We start from the raw sequence: 18005 nt of genomic DNA, 5'->3' as shown, positions 1-18005 counted from the left end.
CAAGGGTGTTTAAGAACCCGGCCGGCGCGCATGCCCTGAAATCCGCGCTAATACAGCCCCTAGCTAAAGTAAAGCCCGCCATTCATGTGCACGGTCTGACCGGTCATGTATCCGTTGGCAGCCAACATCACCGTGGCCATCGCCACCTCGTCCACATGGCCCATACGGCCTATGGGAGGCGAGAATACGTGCTGCTCGGGCGAAGCGGTCGTCGTCATGCCGGTATGAATGAGTACCGGCGACACGGAGTTGGCGGTCACCCCCTCCTCTACCAGGCGGAGTGCGTAGGCGCGGGCCAGCGCCTCCATCCCGCCCTTCGACGCAGAATATTGGAGGCTGATGCGCCCGCCATTGTGAGCCGCGCCGGACGCGATGTAGATCAATCGCCCCCATTTGCGTTCCCGCATGCCCGGTAGGACCGCCTGAGAACAAAGAAATGCCGAAGTCAGGTTTGACTGCAAACCAAGATTGAAATCGACTTCGGTTGTTTCCTCGATTGACTGGTGAACGCCGACCCCCGCATTGGCGACCAGAATGTCGATGGGCCCGAGTGCTGTCTCCGCATCGCTGACCATACGCAGAACATCGTCATTCTCGGTCACATCGCCCTGCACGGCCGCTGCCCGGCCACCCGCGGCCTCGATGGCGGCAACTGTGTCCCGTGCGGCGTCGGCGTTGGAAACATAGTTGACAGCCACGACCGCACCAGCTGCCGCAAGCGCATGCGAAATTGCGGCGCCGATACCCCGGTTGCCTCCGGTCACCAAGGCGACCCGGCCGGTTAAATCCATCACGTCCATTTTGAAATCCTGTCCGCTGCCCCGCGCTACATCACCGCGCCGACTTGCCAGGGAATGAATTCATTGTCACCAAACCCGAGCGCCTCGGACTTCGACTGAGTGCCGCTGGCGATGTCGAGCATGTAGTCGAAGATCTCCAGGCCCACATCTTCGATGGTGGCATCGCCATCGGCGATCTTGCCCGCGTTGATGTCCATGTCCTCGGACATGCTCTCATACATCTGGGTGTTGGTCGCGAGCTTGATCGACGGCGACGGCTTGCAGCCATAAACCGATCCGCGCCCTGTGGTAAAGCAGACCAGGTTCGCGCCGGATGCGACTTCGCCGGTGATGGACGCCGGGTCGAAGCCGGGCGAATCCATGAACACGAAGCCCTTGGTATCGATAGGCTCGGCGTATTTGTACACACCCGCCAGATTGGTCGTGCCGCCCTTGGCCGCGGCCCCGAGAGACTTCTCGAGGATCGTCGTCAGTCCGCCGGCCTTGTTGCCCGGCGACGGGTTGTTGTCCATCGAGCCATGGTTGCGGGCGGTGTAGTCCTCCCACCATTTGATCCGGTCCACCAGCTTCTGGCCGACCTCAGCGTTGACCGCACGGCGGGTCAACAGATGCTCGGCACCGTAAATCTCGGGTGTCTCCGCAAGAATGCCCGTGCCGCCGTTGGCCACCAGCCGGTCCACCGCATTGCCCAGAGCGGGATTGGCGGTGATACCCGAATAGGCATCCGAACCGCCGCACTGAAGCGCGACAGTGAGTTCGCTCGCCGATACGGTCGAGCGCGTCGCGGCATTGGCCGGTTCCAGCATCGTGCTGATCCGCTCGATCGCCTGGTCCACGGTCTTCCGCGTGCCACCGGATTCCTGGATCGTCATGGTCTGGAATGTATCGTTCAGCTCCAATCCATATGCATCGAGCAGGAACGGGATCTGGTTCACCTCGCAACCCAGCCCGACGATCAATACGCCGGCGAAGTTCGGATGACGCGCGTAGCCCCACAGGGTGCGCTGGAGATTGGCGTAGCCGTCACCGGAATCCGCCATGCCGCAACCGGTCGCGTGGACAAAGGCCGACACACCGTCGATATTGGGATAGTCATCGAGCTTGCCGGTGGCATTGAACGAGTCTGCGATGTAGCGCGCGACCGTCGCCGAGCAGTTCACCGACGTCAGGATGCCGATATAATTGCGCGTCCCGACCGATCCGTTCTTGCGCACATAGCCCTCGAATGTCCGCCGCTCGGCCTCGGGCACCATCGCCGTCTCACGCAGGTCGGTTGCGAACTGGTAGTCGCGGTCGACCATCCGGAACTCGCAATTCTCGGTGTGGACGTGATCGCCCGCCTTGATATCACTCGCGGCAAACCCGATGATCTGATCGTATTTGACGATGGTCTCACCATTGGCGATAGCACGGGTCGCGATTTTATGGCCGCGCGGGATCGGCGCGTTCGTGGTGACACTCTCTCCCGGAATGGCGGTGTTCGGCAGGATCTCGGCCCGGGCGACAACAACATTGTCGGCGGGGTTCAGGCGGATGGTCAGGGGGGCGGTCTCGGACATCTGGTCTCACTCGAAAGGGTTGCGGACGGGCGCCGCGGGGCGATCGCAGAATTACCCGGCTGATCGAAGCAGGCCGGTTGACGGTTCAGCTAGTGCTCACGCATATGCGCCGCGATTGCTTGCTTTACCCGTCCCGGCTGCGCGTCTACCGCCTCGGCCAAACGGCGTAATTCCTTACGCAAACCATACACCTGATCCATTAGCGAAAGAACCGTCGGCACACCCTCTTCGGCAATCGCCATATCCCGGCGAATTTCCCGCACCAGGCGAAGCCGCGCAATGTCAATCTCCCGGAACCAGAGTTCGCCGCTGCGCGTTTCCGGCAACACCCAACCCTGCGCCACCCAACGCCGAAGCTCGACGCGGCGTACACCCGGTATGATCTTCAAAACTTCGGTTTCGCGCATCGGTCAGGCCTCCAAGCCGGATCGTGGATCGTAATTGTGCCGCTGCGACCAATCCTCGAGAAAGGCCTCCAGTTCGGCATCGGGCGTGTCGGGAAGCACCACCCGCAAGGTGACATGCTGATCGCCCCGTGTGCCCGACTTGCCGCTCGGGACACCCTTGCCCTTCAGCCGCAGCCGGGCACCGGTGTTCGACCCCTTGGGAATGTTCATGGTCACCGGTCCGTCGATTGTCGGGACACGGACCCTGGCCCCGAGGACCGCTTCATGGAGCGCCACGGGTAGCTCGATGTGGATATCGTTTCCCTGGCGCCGGAACAGGCTGTGCGGGCGGACATGCACGGTCACCAAAGCGTCACCCGTGGGCCCGCCCCCGAGACCCGGCGCGCCCTTGCCTTTCAGGCGCAGGACCTGAGCATCGCGCAAACCCGCCGGTATGGTGAGGTCCAAGGATTTGCCGTCGGGCATGGTGATGCGCGCCTTCGTGCCGCGCACCGCGTCGAGAAAACTGACGTCATACACATAGCGAACGTCACCTCCGCGCATGCGGACCGTGCGGCCACCGGACTGCGCGTGGCCGAACAGGTCGGAGAACATGTCCCCCATATCGGCATAACCATCAGCGGAATGGTATGGATGATCGGCGCCGGCTTCGGCGTAGTGGCGGTAGGAGGGCTGTTCGGCGCGTTCATGACCCTCGGCATCGATCTCACCGCTGTCGAACTGCGCGCGTTTTTCCTTGTCGCCGACGATGTCATAAGCGGCCTGGGCTTCGAGAAAACGTGCCTCGGCCGCCGAATCCCCCGGTTTCAGGTCGGGATGATTTTCCTTGGCGAGCTTGCGGTACGCCTTGCGGATTTCATCCGCAGATGCCGTCCGATCCACGCCAAGAGCTTGATAAGGGTCCTTCGCCACGAGCTTCTTCCATAATATGGTTCCCACCACATTATTTAGTGCTTGGCGGCGATCTTTTAAGTGGGAGAAAAGGAACCGCCACGGAACGTTGCGACATGTGGCGGTTCCCGTCAGCCATGCCTAGTCCACCTTGCAGGCGACAGCATCCATCTCGACAAGGAATTCGGGCCGCGCGAGCCCCTTGATCGCAAGATAGGTTGATACCGGTCGGTGGCCGTTCAGGAACTCCTGACGGCCCTCGCTGACCATGAACACGTCCGATGGGTCGAGCGAGAAGACGTTGAGGCGCACCAGATCCTCAACCCCCATATTCGCCGACTTCAGGACCTCAATGACATTCAGCCATATCTGCCGGTGCTGGGCTTCGAAGCCGATCGGCATTGTGCCCTCCGGGGTGACGCCGACGACCCCGGCAATATGCAGGGTGCGGGCGCCCGCGGGCACTTCGATGCCATGGCTGTAGAAGGCCACGGGCGGGGCGATCGTATCGGGATTGTGAACTTGCAACATGACTCTTTCCTCCATGCGGTTGGTTCCGACATCAGAGGCGAGCCACGCAGAATCATGCCGACACGGCGGCGACCCGCATCAGTGCCGCGGCAAGTATGGCATGAATGGAGGATATGGTAGCGGAGGAGGGACTCGAACCCCCGACACGCGGATTATGATTCCGCTGCTCTAACCAGCTGAGCTACTCCGCCCCAAGTGCGGCTGCGGATATAGGTGGTGCGCTTACTGCCTGTCAAGCCGGGCGCGCGCGCCGCCCCCGCCCGAGCATCACCACACCCACGACAACGAATGCGAACGCGGCCAGATGGAAGAGTTCGAGGCGCTCACCAAGGATCAGGATGGCGAGTGCCGTGGTGAACAAAGCACGGATATAGTTGGATATAGTCGCCTTGTTCGCGCCAAGCGCGAGGACCGACGTATTTGTGAACCCGACCGCGACAATCGCGACGGCGATACCGACCCAGGCCATGATCGCGGCGGCCTCCCAGGTCACCGGCATCGGCATGAACACGATGGACTCGGTGACGTAGAGTGGCAACATCACCAGCATAGAGAAACACTGCACGGAGAGCAGAATTTCCGCAGTGGTAAAATTACCGGGAATCTTCCGAAGCAACGAATTGTGCACGGCGAAGCCGAACATCGCCGCCAGCATGATCAGATCGCCGATATTGGGTTTGAGGCCCAGAAGGATCGCCAGATCGCCGCGCGACAGGATGACGAAGACCCCGACTGTCGCCAGCACGATCCCCACGGCCTGAAGTCGCGAGATGGACTCGCGAAAAACGAGGAACGTGATCAGCACCGTCGCGACGGGCTGTACCGTCGCGACAACGCCGCCGTTGATTGCCGTGGTGAAGTGATACGCGACATAGACTGCGGCATTGCCGAACGGGCCCAGCGCAATGGCCAACACCAGGAACAGCTTCCAGTGATGGCGTAACTGGCCGCGCTTGGCCCAGACCGAGCGGCCCACGAACGGCATCAACACCGCGGTCGCAATAAACAGCCGCCAAAAACCAACCCCCATCGGCGGCATATCGCTATGCACCCACCGTCCGATGATGTGGTTCGACGCCAGAATGAAGGCGGCCGCCAGAATCATGGCATAGGGCCAAAGCCCCTGGCGGAACCGGCTGTCTTGCGCGTTGCTCATCCGAAAAGACCCGGCCGGGCGCCGTCACCCGGCCGGCTTGGAAGAATGCTACTCAGGCTTCGCGGCGATGGTCTCCATCTCGACCACCCATTGCGGGTTGGCGAGCTGGCTGATGACCACCCAGGTCGACGCCGGCACATGTCCCGGTGCGAGATACTTCTCGCGGTGCGGCACGAGGTACTGCAGGCCTGACGGATCGGTCGAATAGACGTTCAGGCGCACGATATGTTCCGGGCCGAATCCGGCGTCTTCCAGGATCGCCAGCGTGTTCTGCCAGATCAGGTCATGCTGGGCCTCGAAACCCTCGGGTACCGTGCCGTCGGGGGTAACGCCGACCTGCCCGGCGGTGACGAGCCAGCGCGCGTTCGGCGGAACTTCGACCGAATGGCTGTACAAGGCCGCGGGCGGGGCTATGTTTGCGGGATTGCGTGTGACGAGCATGGTGTGTCCTCCTGAGGATCGGTCATTGGAATTCGCTGTTATGTGGCCAGTAGCAACCGACCATGGGTCATGCTACGCAATCCCAAACGGGCGCGCGAGCGAAAGCCCGGTAGATGCGGATTGATTTCGGCTCAAGCCAGCTCGAGCAGATCGCGGACGAGTTCGTTCGGCGCGGAATAGAATGGTGAATGATCGGTGTCGATCGTGAACACCCGGTCGCAAGGCTGCGCGGCGATCATCGCCCGCTGCATGTCGATCGGAATCGCATTGTCGCGTTCGCATTCGACGAAAGCGCGCCGTACCGCGCCGAACCGTTCCGGCGTGGTCTGAGCCTGGCACTGCAGCGGTTCCACAGCCTGAGGCACCAACCGCTCGATCGCGCGCGCGACATCTTCGGCACTACATTCGCCATAGAATGTCGGCGGAATAATTTCCTCGGGTATGGTCGACGACAGGCCGTCTTCGGAGATGATTCGCTTCGAAGCCATATCCACGGGGCCCTCGAATTCGGCCAAAGCCGCGCGGTTCTGGCCATTCTTCGGCATCATCGCCGTCAGGTATACAACCCACGCGATCCGGTCCGGAAGGCGCTCGGCAACCTGGGTGATGGTCATCCCACCCAAACTGTGGCCAACGAGAACGACCGGCTCGGTTTGCGCCGACACCACGTCGCAGACATGGTCCACATAGGCGTCGAGCGTGACATCTTTCATCGGCACCGTGTTGTCGCCGTGCCCCGGCAGATCGACGGCGATCGCCGTGTGCCCTGCAGCTTCGAGCAGGGGAACGACCTTCTCGTAGCACCACCCGCCGTGATAAGCGCCATGGACCAGGACATAGATGCTCATGCTGCTTCGCTCCGTTGATCGTTGCGCTGAATCCAGCCGCCGCCCAGAACGCGGCCACCGTCGTAGAAGACCGCCGCCTGCCCCGGCGACACGCCGAACTCGGGAGTGACCAGTTCGACGGTCGCCCGACCGTCGGCACCGCCTTCGATACGCCCCGGCACAGGCTCCATGGTCGAACGAATCTTGACGGTCACATCCAGGCCTTCGGCGGGCGGGGAATCACCCTCACCCAGCCAGTTCAAACCATTGACCATGATGCGTGACGTCGCCAATGCCGAACGCGGGCCAACGATGACCCGACGCGCATCGGGGTCCAGGCGAACGACATAAAGTGCATCTTCTTCCGCGTCCTTGCGGCCGCCGATACCCAGCCCACGCCGCTGGCCGATGGTGAAATTCAGAATCCCCTCGTGCCGGCCCAGAAAGGTGCCATCCATGTGGACGATGTCTCCCGGCTCCGCCGCACCCGGCCGCAGCTTCTCGACGATCTGCGCATACTTGCCGTCGGGCACGAAACAGATGTCCTGGCTGTCCGGCTTCTCGGAGATTGCGAGTTCGAAGCGGCGCGCATGTTCGCGCACCTCGTCCTTGGGCATGGCGCCGAGCGGAAACCGCAGAAAGTCGAGCTGCTCAGGGGTCGTGGCGAACAGGAAATAGCTCTGGTCGCGCGACGCATCGACGGCCCGATGCAGCTCCGCCCCACCGACGCCGCTCTCGCGACGTATATAGTGACCGGTGGCCAGCGCATCGGCACCGAGATCGCGTGCCGTGGAGACGAGATCGCGGAACTTCACCGTCTGATTGCAGGTCACGCACGGAATCGGCGTCTCGCCGCGCGCATAGGCGTCGGCGAAATTCTCGATCACGTCCTCGCGGAACCGGGATTCATAGTCGAGCACATAGTGGGGAAAGCCGATCATGTCCGCGACCCGGTGGGCATCGTAGATGTCCTGGCCTGCACAGCAGGCCTTGGCGCGCGCCGTCGCCGCCCCATGGTCATAGAGCTGCAGCGTGATCCCGACGACGTCGTAGCCCTGCTCGTGCAACAGCGCGGCCGTCACGGAACTGTCGACACCACCCGACATCGCCACCACGACGCGCGTTTCGGCCGGCGGACAATCAAATCCCAAACTGTTTGGCTTCTGGCTCACGGGCGGCAATATAGGCGTGTCGGGACATTCGGCAAATAGGTCACGAATGCGTATCCCGCTTGATCGGGAGACGCCGAGCCGCCATCTTTCGAGCAAGCATTACAGCAGCACGCCAAACGCCATGAATGACATCGGGAAATACAGATTTGCAGCGGCCACCGGGCTCGTCCTCTTTATACTGGCGGGCAGCGCCCCGGCCCGTGCCGATCTCGGCGAAGACATCCGGCGCTGTGCGGCCATCGGCGACGAAACCAAGCGGCTGGCATGTTTCGATACCGTCGCCGCCGAACTCGCCAACGCACGCAACGCCGCTGCCGCCGCGGCCATCACCGCCCTGGAACGGGAGTTCCGATTCGATCCGGGCCTGATGACCGGTCCGCTCGCGTTTCGGATCACCGTCAGCGGCAATCAGGTGGTGAGCCGCGAGACGGCGGCCGCCCGCGAGGTCGAAAACGTCCTGCGCCGCGTCCAGAAGGTCATCGGCGGCACCGACGACTGGAGTGTCTCTGTCATCGTACATGGCGGCGGCGTGACGCTTAGCCGCGGCCAGCCCTACTCGGGCGGGGAACTGCTGGCCCAGGCTCGCACCGGCATGGCGCGCACCGGACTCGACGAAAATCGCTATACGGTCGCGCTGGGGCCGGATGCACGGCCGGTCCTGTGGGACGACGGGCGTGTGCGCAGCGCCAACGAGAATATCGAGATCGAGATCATCTTCGCCGAGACCACGCGTTAGCGATCGTCAAACCGCGTCCAGCCCCATCTGCCAGAAATCGGCCTCCAGGCGGCTCGCCTCCTCGAATGTCCGGCACAGTTCGTCCATGCGTTCCCGCCCCGCACGACGGGTCCACAGCCGGTCGAGGGTTTCGGCATGGGCGCGCGCAGCGGGCTGATAATCCTCGCCGGCATACATTTCGATCCAGGGGGCATAGGGATTGCCGACGCGCCTGGTTCCGGGGTCGGACGCCAACCGCGCGCCAATTTCGCCATAGCCAATCACACAAGGCGCCAACGCGGTATAGAGGTCGAGCAAATCGCCCTGATGGCCCTTTTCAAGAACGTAGCGGGTGTAGGCCATCGTCGCTGACGCCTCGGGCAGCAACTCCATCTCGGGCTCGGCAAGGCCCCAGCCGGCGCAATATTCGACATGCAGCGCCATCTCGGTGTCCACGATGGCACTCATCCCGGCTGCCGCATCGCGAATATCGGCGAGCGTGTCTGCCTTGTAGGCCGCGAGGGCGTAGGCGCGGGCAAAATGGATGAGGAACAGATAATCCTGCGCCAAGTAGTGCCTGAATGCGTTTTCCGGGAGGCTGCCATCCTGAATCCCGGCCACGAACGGGTGCGCGACGTAGCGTTCCCAATTGGGTGATGCCGCACGCAGGCGCGGGAAGAGATCCAGATCGTCGAGATACGCCATCAGCCAAGCATGAGATTGCGCGTCGAGCCCGGCAGATGGACCTTCAGGCCATCCATCGCTTCGGTCACGATGATCTGGCAGCCGAGCCGGGAGGTCGCCTTCAGGCCCGGCGCGAGGTCAAGCATGTCTTCCTCGTCCTCCGTCGGTGCCTCGAGCCGCGCATACCATTCCGGTTCGACGATCACATGACATGTGGAACACGCCATCGCGCCTTCGCACGCACCTTCGACGTCGAGCCCGTTGTCCCAGGCGATCTGCAGCAGCGAATGACCGAGCGGCGCCTCCACATCATGTGAAGCGCCGGCGCTGTCTATGAAAGTCATTCGGGGCATGAAAGGCTCAAAATCAGCTGGGCGGCTGCCTAGACGTGGAAGGACTCACCGCAGCCGCATGTACCCTTGGCGTTCGGGTTGTCGAAGACAAAGCCGGACTCGAACTTGCCCTCGCGGTAGTCCATCGTGGCGCCGATCAGGAACATCGTCGCGGCAGGGTCGATAAACACCTTCACGCCCTTGTCCTCGATGACTTCCTCGAACTGCTTGGCGTCCTCGGCATATTCGACGACATAGGACAGGCCCGAACAGCCGCGCGTCGAGAGCCCCACGCGCAGCCCGGCGACCCCCTCGTCGGCCTTGGACATCAGAGACTGCACCCGCGCCGCAGCGGCGTCGGTCAGGGTTATGATCGGCTCAGGCATTGTGAACTCCTCCGCAATCCTTGCGGCGATCTATATAGGTCATTCGACACCGAGGGCCAGTTTGGCGTCATCGGACATCCGGTCCGTATCCCAGGGCGGCTCCCAGATCAGGTTCACCACGACTTCGCCAATGCCCTCGACATTGGCCACTGCGTTCGCAACCCAGTAGGGAATTTCACCCGCCACCGGACATGCCGGTGCGGTCAGGGACATGTCGACCCGCACCGAACCATCGGTATGAATTCCGAAATCATAGATCAGTCCCAGATCGTAGATATTCACCGGAATTTCGGGATCGTGCACCGTCCGCAACGCCGCGATGACCGCCTCGCGATCCGCGATGACCGTGCCGTCGGGCAAGGGTTCGCCGGCCCGAGCCGTGATCTCTTCTCCCGGTGGCAGCGGGGCGAACATGCCGAGCGGCGTTCCCGTTCCGTGTTCAAAGCTCATACCGGTTGATCCTATTCCGTCGAGATTTCGTCTTCGCCCTGCAGGGCGGCGACCATGGTGTGCCACGGCAAGGTGGCGCATTTGACGCGCGTTGGGAACTCACGAACCCCTGAAAGGACCTGCAATTTCTCAACGTCATGGGGCAACTCGCGTCCGTTCTCCTCGCCCGTGCACATATCGTGGAACGCCTCGAACAGGCTCTGCGCCTCGTCCTGGCTACGCCCCTTGAGCAACTCGGTCATCATCGATGCCGACGCCATGGAGATCGCGCATCCCTTGCCGAGAAACGATGCGTCCACGACGCGCTTATCGCCATCAAGCTTGAGATAGATCACAAGTTGATCCCCACATAGCGGATTGTTGCCGCGTGCTTCGTTCGTGGCATCGTCACTGGCATGGAAGTTCCGGGGATTCTTGCCATGCTCCAGGATAACTTCCTGATAGAGTTCTCTAAGGTCATCACTCATCAGCCAAACAACTCCTGCACGTCACCCAGGGCCGCCACGAGGGCGTCGATATCGGATCTGTTGTTGTACAGCCCGATCGACGCGCGAACCGTCGCCGGCACATCCATGCGCTCCATCAGGGGTTGCGCACAATGATGTCCCGCGCGCACCGCGACCCCCGCACGATCGATGATCGTCGCGACGTCGTGGGGATGGGCGAATTCCAGCGTGAACGACACGACACTCGCCTTGTTTGGCGCCGTACCGATAATCCGCAAACCGTCGATACTGGACAATTTCTGGGTCGCATAATTCAACAGATCGGCCTCATGGGTGCCAATGGCGCCCAGCCCGATTCCGTTCACATAGTCGATCGCCGCGCCCAGTCCGATGGCCTGGACGATTGCCGGCGTGCCCGCCTCGAATTTATGCGGCAGCTTGGCCCAGGTCGACTTTTCGAACGTCACGGACGAGATCATGTCGCCGCCGCCCATGAAGGGCGGCATCGCATCAAGCAGTTCTTCGCGGCCATAAAGCACGCCGATACCACTCGGCCCATAGAGCTTGTGTCCGGAAAACACATAGAAATCACAACCCAGCGCCTGCACATCGACGGGAATGTGCGTTACCGACTGGCAGCCATCGAGCAAAACTTTCGCCCCCACGGCATGGGCGCGCCGGATGATGTCCTCGACCGGCAGGATCGTCCCCATCACGTTCGACATGTGTGCGGCGGCCACAAGTTTCGTCTTCGGGCCCAGCAAGTTTTCGAACGCCGACATGATCAACTCGCCGTCGTCGCTGACCGGTGCAACTTTCAGGACAATGCCCTTCTCGTCTCGCAACATCTGCCACGGCACGATGTTCGAGTGGTGCTCCAGTTCCGTAATGACGACTTCGTCGCCCTCTTCGAGAAACTTACGACCGAAGCTGTACGCCACGAGGTTGATCGATTCCGTCGCATTGCGCGTGAAGATGATCTCGTGCGTATGCGCGGCGTTTATGTATTCGCGGATCGTCTCGCGGGTGCCCTCGTAGCGCGCCGTCACGGCCTCGCTGATCTGGTAGAGGCCGCGATGCACATTCGCGTACTCCGTCTCATACGCACCCGAGACGGCGTCGATCACCTGACGCGGTTTCTGCGCCGACGCAGCACTGTCGAGAAACGCCAGTGGTTTATCGTGCATGGTCCGTCCGAGGATCGGGAAATCAGCCCGTATTGCATCGATGTCATATGCCGGGATGCCGGCCTGCGCTGTATCCGGAGGCGTCATGAGCCCGCTCCGTCCGCCTGCTGATCGATATTCCCGGCCAGCCATTGGCGCACATGGGTCGAGAAATCCTCCGCCACGGCCAACAGCGGAATCTCGGCGATCGCCTCGGACAGGAAGGCCTCGATCAGCATCCGCCGGGCGGTCGCCTCGGGAATGCCGCGGCTGAGAAGATAGAAGAGCGCATCCTCATCCAGCGCACCGGCCGTCGCACCATGGCTGCACTTGACGTCATCAGCGTAGATTTCGAGCTCGGGCCGCGCATCGATTTCCGCGCGCGGCGACAACAGCAAAGCCCGGCTCAACTGATGCCCGTCCGTCTTCTGCGCATCGCGCAACACATGCACCTTGCCCTGGAACACACCCCGCGCCTGGCCGTCGAGGACACCCTTATAGACCTGGCGCGAGCGGCATTCCGGCGCGGCATGTTCCACATAGGTGGTGTTGTCGACGACCTGCTTGCCCGTTGCCAGATACACCCCGTCGAGCCGGCAATCGACGCCGGGGCCATTCAGATAGGCGCGAATTTCACTGCGCCCGATGGCGGCACCGCTTTGTAAAACGAAACTGTCGTAGAAGGACCCGGCCGCAAGGGAAACCGCGGTCCCCGACAAATGCACGCTCGTATCGGCTTCTTCCTGGAATACGAAATGGTTGAGTTTCGCGCTCTCGGCCAGCTGCAGCTCGGTGACGATATTGTTGAAGCTCGACCCGCCGGTCGCCGTGATGTGGGTCTCGATCAGTGTCGCTTCCGCACCCTGCCCCATCACCACGAGATGGCGCGGCTGCACCATCATCGCGCCCTCACCCGGGGCGGTGATCGAAATCAGGTGTACCGGCTTGTCGAGGATGATGTTCTCGCCGATGAAGATCGCCATCCCGTCCTGCAGGAAGGCGGTATTGAGCGCCGCCATCGGCATATCTTCAAGAGGCGCGATCCGGCCCAGATAAGGCTCAAGCCTGTCGGGCGCCGCAGCCAGAAGATCCTCGAGACCACTGATCAGGACGTCGCCGGGCATGCCGTCCAGCGCGCATAGTTTCGGCTGCACGCGACCGTTCACCAGAACCACGCGATAGGTCGCCAGGCCAGCCACCGAGGGGTGCGGCAATGTCGGCAGGCCGATTGCCGGCGCCGTCTCGGCCAACTGGAACCCCTCATCCAGGAGCGCGTTCAAGTTGGTATAGCGCCAATACTCATCACGCCGGCGCGGCAGGCCGTGTTCGCCATAGGCATCCGCACCCGCGCGCCGCAGGGCGTCGATCCAACCGACACCCGCGCCGGCAAAGGTCGACGATGCGTCGAGGGCCTGGGCCAGATAAGGCTGCATATGTCCGCTTCCGTCGGGCAAATCCGCCTCCGTCAGGCCGCGTTGTCGAGGAATTCGGCGTAGCCTTTTTCCTCGAGTTCGAACGCCAGGGCCTTGTCGCCAGACTTCACGATCTGGCCGTTGGCCAGAACATGCACATGATCGGGGACGATATAGTCGAGCAGACGCTGGTAGTGGGTGATCAGGAGAATCCCGCGGTCCGGAGAACGCATGGCGTTCACGCCGTCTGCCACGACCTTGAGCGCATCGATATCGAGACCCGAATCCGTCTCGTCGAGGATCGCGATGCGCGGTTCGAGCGCGGCCATCTGGAGCATCTCCATGCGTTTCTTCTCGCCGCCCGAGAAGCCCACATTGACCGCCCGCTTGAGCATGTCATCCGAGATGTTCAGGTCGGTGGCGCGCGCCCGCACATATTTGACGAAGTCCATCGGGTCGAAGGTCGATTCACCGCGATGCTCACGCACCGCATTCACCGCCGTACGCAAGAACGTCATGCTGGTAACGCCCGGGATTTCGACCGGATACTGAAATGCCAGGAACACACCCTCCCGGGCGCGCTCGTCGGGGTCCATCTCGATGACGTCGTTCCCATCGAACAGAATTTCGCCGTCGGTCACCTCGTAACCGGCGCGTCCGGTCAGGACATAAGAGAGAGTGCTCTTGCCCGAGCCGTTCGGCCCCATGATCGCATGCACCTCACCGGCATCGATGGTCAGGTTCAATCCATTCAGGATCGCCTTGCCGTCGACGCTCGCGTGCAGGTTGCGGATTTCCAGTAACGCCATCTCAAACTTCTCCTTTAGCCCACGCTGCCTTCGAGGCTGATCCCGACCAGCTTCTGGGCCTCAACCGCGAACTCCATCGGCAGGGTCTGCAAGACTTCCTTGCAGAACCCGTTGACGATGAGCGCCACGGCCTCTTCATCTTCCATGCCACGCTGCTGGCAATAGAACAGCTGATCCTCGCCGATTCGGCTGGTCGTCGCTTCATGCTCGACCTGCGCGGAAGGGTTTTGACTCTCGATATAGGGGATCGTGTGGGCGCCGCACTTGTCACCGATCAGCAGGCTGTCGCACTGGGTGTAATTGCGCGCACCATTCGCGCCGCGCTGCACCCGTACCAAGCCGCGATAGGTCTGATCCGCCTTGCCCGCCGAAATTCCCTTGGAGATGATCCGCGAGCGGGTGTTCTTGCCGATGTGGATCATCTTGGTCCCGGTGTCCGCCAGCTGCGCATTGTTCGTGATCGCGACCGAGTAGAACTCACCAACCGAATTGTCACCCTGCAGGATACAGCTCGGATATTTCCAGGTGATCGCCGAGCCGGTCTCCACCTGGGTCCACGAGACCTTGGAGTTTTTCCCTCGGCAGGCGGCCCGCTTGGTGACGAAATTGTAGATCCCGCCCTTGCCGTCCTCGTCGCCCGGGTACCAGTTCTGGACGGTCGAGTATTTGATCTCGGCATCATCGAGTGCGACCAGTTCGACAACTGCCGCATGCAACTGGTTCTCGTCGCGCTGGGGTGCCGTGCAGCCCTCAAGATAGCTAACATACGAGCCCTCATCGGCGATGATCAACGTGCGTTCGAACTGACCGGTGTTCTCGGCATTGATGCGGAAGTAGGTCGACAATTCCATCGGGCAACGCACACCCTTCGGGATGTAGACGAACGAACCATCGGTAAACACTGCGGCATTGAGGGCCGCGAAGAAATTGTCGCCCTGCGGCACGACCGAACCGAGATATTTCTGGATCAATTCCGGGTGGTTTCGGATCGCCTCGGAGATCGAGCCGAAGATGATCCCCTGCTCTTCGAGTTTGGCCTTGTATGTGGTCGCCACGGATACGCTGTCGAACACGGCATCGACCGCCACCGCCGGTGCGCCCTGGACACCTGCCAGAACCTCCTGCTCACGCAGAGGAATGCCGAGTTTCTCATAGGTCTCCAGCAACTTGGGATCGACCTCATCAAGCGACATCGGCCCCTCTGTCGTCTTCGGGGCCGCGTAGTAGTAGCTATCCTGGTAGTCGATCGCCGGATATTGCGGCTTCTGCCAGGTCGGCTCTTCCATGGTGAGCCAGTGGGCATAGGCCTTGAGCCGCCATTCGAGCATCCATTCCGGCTCTTCCTTCTTCTTCGAAATCAGACGGACGATATCCTCGCTCAGCCCCTTGGGGGCGAGGTCGATATCGATGTCCGTGACGAACCCGTACTTGTACTGCTCGCCGATCGAACGGACCTGCTCTATTGCCTCAGTGGTGGCTGCCATAACGTCCTTCCAGATTCCTATTCGGCGGCCCGCGTGGCGCGATCGCCGCGCTGCGTGCCAACAGCCTCGGCGATCAACTTCGCCGCGGCATCAACTTCCGCTTCCGTGGTGAAGCGGCCAAATCCAATTCGAATGCTTGCGCCGGCGTCCGCGACCTCGAGACCGAGCGCGCGCAATACATAAGATGGTTCGACAGACGCCGAAGTACAGGCCGATCCCGTCGAAATTGCCACGGTTTCCAGCGCCGCCATCAGCGCCTCCGCATCAACTCCCGGGAAGCCGATGTTCAGGTTTCCCGGCACCCGGTGATCCATGGAACCATTCACAAACAGATCCCCGTGGGATGCGCGCAAACTGTCGAGCATGGTCGCGCGCAATCCCGCCAATCGCGTCCCTTCGGCGGACATTTCCGACGTGGCAATGACGGCCGCCTCACCCAGCGCGACGACCAGCGGCACCGGGAGCGTACCGGAGCGATTACCGCGTTCCTGACCGCCGCCGCTCATCTCCGCAAGCAGGCGCGCGCGCGGCCGGCGGCGCGTGTAAAGCACGCCAATGCCCTTGGGGGCGTACATTTTGTGACCGGAGATGCTCAGCAGATCGATCCGCATGGCATCGACATCCAGCTCCACCTTGCCCGCTGCCTGCGCGGCATCCGTATGCAGCAGCACACCGCGCGCGCGGCACAGAGTACCCAGTTCGGACAAGGGTTGGACGACGCCGATCTCATTGTTCACGGCCATGACCGAGACGAGCACGGTGTTGTCCGTCATGGCCGCCGCTACCAGTTCCGGGTCGACCAATCCGTCGGCGCCCACGCCGATGATCGTCACGTCAGCACCCTCCTCGGCTATTGCCGCGCAGGATTCGAGAACGCATTTATGTTCGGTCGTGACAGTGATGATGTGATTGCCACGGCCGTGGCGCATGGCAAAACGCACCGCGCCCTTGATGGCCAGATTGTTCGATTCCGTTGCCCCGGATGTAAAAACGATTTCGCGTGCGCTCGCGCCGATCAGCGCCGCCACCTGTTCACGGGCAACCTCAACGGCCTCCGCGGACTGCCGTCCCCAGGCATGCTGCTCGGAATGAGCATTGCCGAAGGTCTCACTGAACCAGGGCAGCATCGCGTCGAGCACGCGCGGGTCCACCGGCGTGGTCGCCTGATGGTCGAGATAGATCGCCGTCGGCGCCGGGCTCATGCCACAGACCTCCGCGACGTCATGTCTGTATTTCGGCGTTGTGCCATGGCGGTCCAGGCCTCGACAAACCGATCGACATCCTGTGCTCTCGAATCCCAACCCAAAGAGACTCTAATAGCCGATTGTGCCGCCGCGTCGTCTTGCCCCATGGCGCGCAATACATGGCTCGGCGTCACCTTGCCGCTCGAACAGGCAGAACCCGAACTCACCGCGACTCCGGCCAGGTCGAGTTGCATGACCTGAATCTCCGCCGTCATGCCCGGCATGCCGATGCAGCTTGTGTTGGGCAGCCTTTGGGCACCCGAACCATGGACGACAACATCCGGCACTTCAGTGCGCAGCCGGTTTTCCAAATCGTCGCGAAGCCCGCCAAGGCCAGCAAATGAATTCAGGGCTTCTCGCGCGATGCGCGCCGCCGCGCCGAAGCCGGCCGCGCCCGCGACATTCTCTGTCCCTGCACGTCGCCGCCGCTCCTGCCCGCCGCCTCGCAGCAGCGGTTCGGGGTCGAGCCCGTCGCGGACAACGAGAGCACCAATCCCCTGGGGGCCTCCCAGCTTGTGTGCCGAGAGGCTCATCATATCGATGCCAAGTTCCGTAAAGGAAACGTCGACCTTGCCCGTCGCCTGCACGGCATCACAATGCACCAGCGCGCCACATTCATGGGCCAGCTGCACGACTTCACAAACCGGCTGCAAGACACCCGTCTCGTTGTTGGCGAGCATGACAGAGACAAGTGCGGGGGCTTCGCAGCGGCTCAGGCTCTCCCGCAACCGGTCGAGACGCAGGACACCTTCGGCGTCGACTTCAATGATCTTTGCATCGTCGCGCGCGGTAAGCACGGAATCATGCTCGACCGCCGTGACCAACACACTGCCGTCGAAACCGCGAAGCGCCTGGTTATTCGCCTCGGTGCCGCCCGACGTGAAAACAACATTCGCCGGTGCCACGCCAACAAGCGACGCAACAGACTCCCGAGCCTCATCAACAACGTGGCGCACCAACCGACCATACCGGTGGACCGACGATGCGTTACCGTGCCGGGTCAATGCGCGCGCGACCGCCTCGGCCGCCTCGGGCCGGACAGGCGTCGTCGCGTTATGATCGAGATAGGTGTCCAAGGCCTGCTGGTTCCCGT

21 protein-coding genes and 1 tRNA gene are annotated in these 18005 nt (G+C 62.1%); 1 reads left to right on the top strand and 21 read right to left on the bottom strand.

Annotated elements, in window-relative coordinates; genetic code table 11:
• Positions 1–59: 59 nt before the first annotated feature.
• From ABJ363_07980 to mnmA, 10 genes are all read right to left on the bottom strand, one after another.
• The gene (locus ABJ363_07980) at positions 60–800 is read right to left on the bottom strand and encodes an SDR family NAD(P)-dependent oxidoreductase (protein ID MEP4378926.1); all 741 of its coding nucleotides are present in this window, start codon (positions 798–800) and stop codon (positions 60–62) included.
• A 26-nt stretch (positions 801–826) separates the two neighbouring features.
• Positions 827–2359 (bottom strand): altronate dehydratase family protein, encoded by a 1533-nt coding sequence (locus ABJ363_07975; GenBank protein ID MEP4378925.1) that lies wholly within the window; start codon positions 2357–2359, stop codon positions 827–829.
• 89 nt (positions 2360–2448) lie between these two features.
• Entirely contained in the window at positions 2449–2766 is a 318-nt protein-coding gene (locus ABJ363_07970) for a chaperone modulator CbpM (GenBank protein ID MEP4378924.1), read from the bottom strand.
• 3 nt (positions 2767–2769) lie between these two features.
• The gene (locus tag ABJ363_07965) at positions 2770–3678 is read right to left on the bottom strand and encodes a J domain-containing protein (protein MEP4378923.1); all 909 of its coding nucleotides are present in this window, start codon (positions 3676–3678) and stop codon (positions 2770–2772) included.
• Between the two features lie 120 nt (positions 3679–3798).
• Positions 3799–4188: a RidA family protein gene (locus ABJ363_07960; GenBank protein MEP4378922.1), complete on the bottom strand. Its 390-nt coding sequence runs from the start codon at positions 4186–4188 to the stop codon at positions 3799–3801.
• Positions 4189–4302: 114 nt separating this feature from the next.
• Positions 4303–4379, bottom strand: a tRNA-Met gene (locus tag ABJ363_07955).
• A gap of 41 nt (positions 4380–4420) precedes the next feature.
• Positions 4421–5344: a DMT family transporter gene (locus ABJ363_07950; GenBank protein ID MEP4378921.1), complete on the bottom strand. Its 924-nt coding sequence runs from the start codon at positions 5342–5344 to the stop codon at positions 4421–4423.
• Between the two features lie 48 nt (positions 5345–5392).
• On the bottom strand, positions 5393–5785 hold the full coding sequence (locus ABJ363_07945) for a RidA family protein (protein MEP4378920.1): 393 nt from the start codon (positions 5783–5785) through the stop codon (positions 5393–5395).
• 131 nt (positions 5786–5916) lie between these two features.
• Positions 5917–6633, bottom strand: a complete 717-nt coding sequence (locus ABJ363_07940; protein ID MEP4378919.1) for an alpha/beta fold hydrolase — start codon at positions 6631–6633, stop codon at positions 5917–5919.
• Entirely contained in the window at positions 6630–7784 is a 1155-nt protein-coding gene (gene mnmA / locus ABJ363_07935) for a tRNA 2-thiouridine(34) synthase MnmA (GenBank protein MEP4378918.1), read from the bottom strand. The genes ABJ363_07940 and mnmA overlap by 4 nt, the downstream gene beginning before the upstream one ends.
• Before the next feature lie 46 nt (positions 7785–7830).
• Here mnmA and ABJ363_07930 point away from each other — a divergent pair, with 46 nt between their 5' ends.
• Positions 7831–8520, top strand: coding sequence for a hypothetical protein (locus ABJ363_07930; GenBank protein ID MEP4378917.1), 690 nt, complete (start codon positions 7831–7833; stop codon positions 8518–8520).
• A 6-nt stretch (positions 8521–8526) separates the two neighbouring features.
• Here the strand turns inward: ABJ363_07930 and tenA are convergent, their stop codons facing one another.
• Genes tenA through ABJ363_07875 form a run of 11 tightly spaced genes read right to left on the bottom strand, consistent with a single transcriptional unit; the run spans position 8527 to position 17988 of the window.
• The gene (gene tenA / locus ABJ363_07925) at positions 8527–9204 is read right to left on the bottom strand and encodes a thiaminase II (GenBank protein ID MEP4378916.1); all 678 of its coding nucleotides are present in this window, start codon (positions 9202–9204) and stop codon (positions 8527–8529) included.
• Positions 9204–9536 (bottom strand): ferredoxin family 2Fe-2S iron-sulfur cluster binding protein, encoded by a 333-nt coding sequence (locus ABJ363_07920; GenBank protein MEP4378915.1) that lies wholly within the window; start codon positions 9534–9536, stop codon positions 9204–9206. Before ABJ363_07920 ends, tenA begins: the two co-directional genes overlap by 1 nt.
• A 29-nt stretch (positions 9537–9565) precedes the next feature.
• A complete protein-coding gene (locus tag ABJ363_07915) occupies positions 9566–9901 on the bottom strand; it encodes an iron-sulfur cluster assembly accessory protein (protein MEP4378914.1) in 336 nt (111 codons plus the stop codon).
• Positions 9902–9940: 39 nt separating this feature from the next.
• Entirely contained in the window at positions 9941–10351 is a 411-nt protein-coding gene (locus ABJ363_07910; protein MEP4378913.1) for a DUF59 domain-containing protein, read from the bottom strand.
• An 11-nt stretch (positions 10352–10362) separates the two neighbouring features.
• The gene (gene sufU / locus ABJ363_07905; GenBank protein MEP4378912.1) at positions 10363–10818 is read right to left on the bottom strand and encodes a Fe-S cluster assembly sulfur transfer protein SufU; all 456 of its coding nucleotides are present in this window, start codon (positions 10816–10818) and stop codon (positions 10363–10365) included.
• Positions 10818–12071 carry a cysteine desulfurase gene (locus ABJ363_07900; GenBank protein MEP4378911.1) on the bottom strand — a complete coding sequence of 418 codons (1254 nt, stop codon included), beginning with the start codon at positions 12069–12071 and terminating at the stop codon, positions 10818–10820. The genes sufU and ABJ363_07900 overlap by 1 nt, the downstream gene beginning before the upstream one ends.
• Positions 12068–13417, bottom strand: a complete 1350-nt coding sequence (sufD, locus tag ABJ363_07895; GenBank protein MEP4378910.1) for a Fe-S cluster assembly protein SufD — start codon at positions 13415–13417, stop codon at positions 12068–12070. The genes ABJ363_07900 and sufD overlap by 4 nt, the downstream gene beginning before the upstream one ends.
• Positions 13418–13428: 11 nt before the next feature.
• A complete protein-coding gene (gene sufC, locus ABJ363_07890) occupies positions 13429–14184 on the bottom strand; it encodes a Fe-S cluster assembly ATPase SufC (protein ID MEP4378909.1) in 756 nt (251 codons plus the stop codon).
• Between the two features lie 14 nt (positions 14185–14198).
• Positions 14199–15668, bottom strand: coding sequence for a Fe-S cluster assembly protein SufB (gene sufB, locus ABJ363_07885; protein ID MEP4378908.1), 1470 nt, complete (start codon positions 15666–15668; stop codon positions 14199–14201).
• 17 nt (positions 15669–15685) lie between these two features.
• Positions 15686–16870: an aminotransferase class V-fold PLP-dependent enzyme gene (locus tag ABJ363_07880; GenBank protein ID MEP4378907.1), complete on the bottom strand. Its 1185-nt coding sequence runs from the start codon at positions 16868–16870 to the stop codon at positions 15686–15688.
• Complete coding sequence (locus tag ABJ363_07875; protein ID MEP4378906.1) at positions 16867–17988, bottom strand: cysteine desulfurase family protein; 1122 nt, start codon at positions 17986–17988, stop codon at positions 16867–16869. Before ABJ363_07875 ends, ABJ363_07880 begins: the two co-directional genes overlap by 4 nt.
• Positions 17989–18005 lie beyond the last annotated feature (17 nt).

The organism is Alphaproteobacteria bacterium, from assembly GCA_039980135.1.
GTDB lineage: Bacteria > Pseudomonadota > Alphaproteobacteria > UBA6615 > UBA6615 > UBA8079.
The sequence above is the reverse complement of the archived record's forward strand: the minus strand, read 5'-3'. Positions and strand labels throughout refer to the sequence as shown.

Excerpts from the sequence above, each read along its gene's own strand:
- ABJ363_07900 (MEP4378911.1), bottom strand. The coding sequence starts at position 12,071 with ATGACGCCTCCGGATACAGCGCAGGCCGGCATCCCGGCATATGACATC.
- ABJ363_07880 (MEP4378907.1), bottom strand. The coding sequence starts at position 16,870 with ATGAGCCCGGCGCCGACGGCGATCTATCTCGACCATCAGGCGACCACG.
- ABJ363_07975 (MEP4378925.1), bottom strand. The coding sequence starts at position 2,359 with ATGTCCGAGACCGCCCCCCTGACCATCCGCCTGAACCCCGCCGACAAT.
- ABJ363_07910 (MEP4378913.1), bottom strand. The coding sequence starts at position 10,351 with ATGAGCTTTGAACACGGAACGGGAACGCCGCTCGGCATGTTCGCCCCG.
- tenA (MEP4378916.1), bottom strand. The coding sequence starts at position 9,204 with ATGGCGTATCTCGACGATCTGGATCTCTTCCCGCGCCTGCGTGCGGCA.
- ABJ363_07980 (MEP4378926.1), bottom strand. The coding sequence starts at position 800 with ATGGACGTGATGGATTTAACCGGCCGGGTCGCCTTGGTGACCGGAGGC.
- ABJ363_07950 (MEP4378921.1), bottom strand. The coding sequence starts at position 5,344 with ATGAGCAACGCGCAAGACAGCCGGTTCCGCCAGGGGCTTTGGCCCTAT.
- ABJ363_07970 (MEP4378924.1), bottom strand. The coding sequence starts at position 2,766 with ATGCGCGAAACCGAAGTTTTGAAGATCATACCGGGTGTACGCCGCGTC.
- ABJ363_07930 (MEP4378917.1), top strand. The coding sequence starts at position 7,831 with ATGCGTATCCCGCTTGATCGGGAGACGCCGAGCCGCCATCTTTCGAGC.
- ABJ363_07915 (MEP4378914.1), bottom strand. The coding sequence starts at position 9,901 with ATGCCTGAGCCGATCATAACCCTGACCGACGCCGCTGCGGCGCGGGTG.
- sufC (MEP4378909.1), bottom strand. The coding sequence starts at position 14,184 with ATGGCGTTACTGGAAATCCGCAACCTGCACGCGAGCGTCGACGGCAAG.
- ABJ363_07960 (MEP4378922.1), bottom strand. The coding sequence starts at position 4,188 with ATGTTGCAAGTTCACAATCCCGATACGATCGCCCCGCCCGTGGCCTTC.
- sufU (MEP4378912.1), bottom strand. The coding sequence starts at position 10,818 with ATGAGTGATGACCTTAGAGAACTCTATCAGGAAGTTATCCTGGAGCAT.
- ABJ363_07945 (MEP4378920.1), bottom strand. The coding sequence starts at position 5,785 with ATGCTCGTCACACGCAATCCCGCAAACATAGCCCCGCCCGCGGCCTTG.
- sufB (MEP4378908.1), bottom strand. The coding sequence starts at position 15,668 with ATGGCAGCCACCACTGAGGCAATAGAGCAGGTCCGTTCGATCGGCGAG.
- ABJ363_07920 (MEP4378915.1), bottom strand. The coding sequence starts at position 9,536 with ATGCCCCGAATGACTTTCATAGACAGCGCCGGCGCTTCACATGATGTG.
- ABJ363_07940 (MEP4378919.1), bottom strand. The coding sequence starts at position 6,633 with ATGAGCATCTATGTCCTGGTCCATGGCGCTTATCACGGCGGGTGGTGC.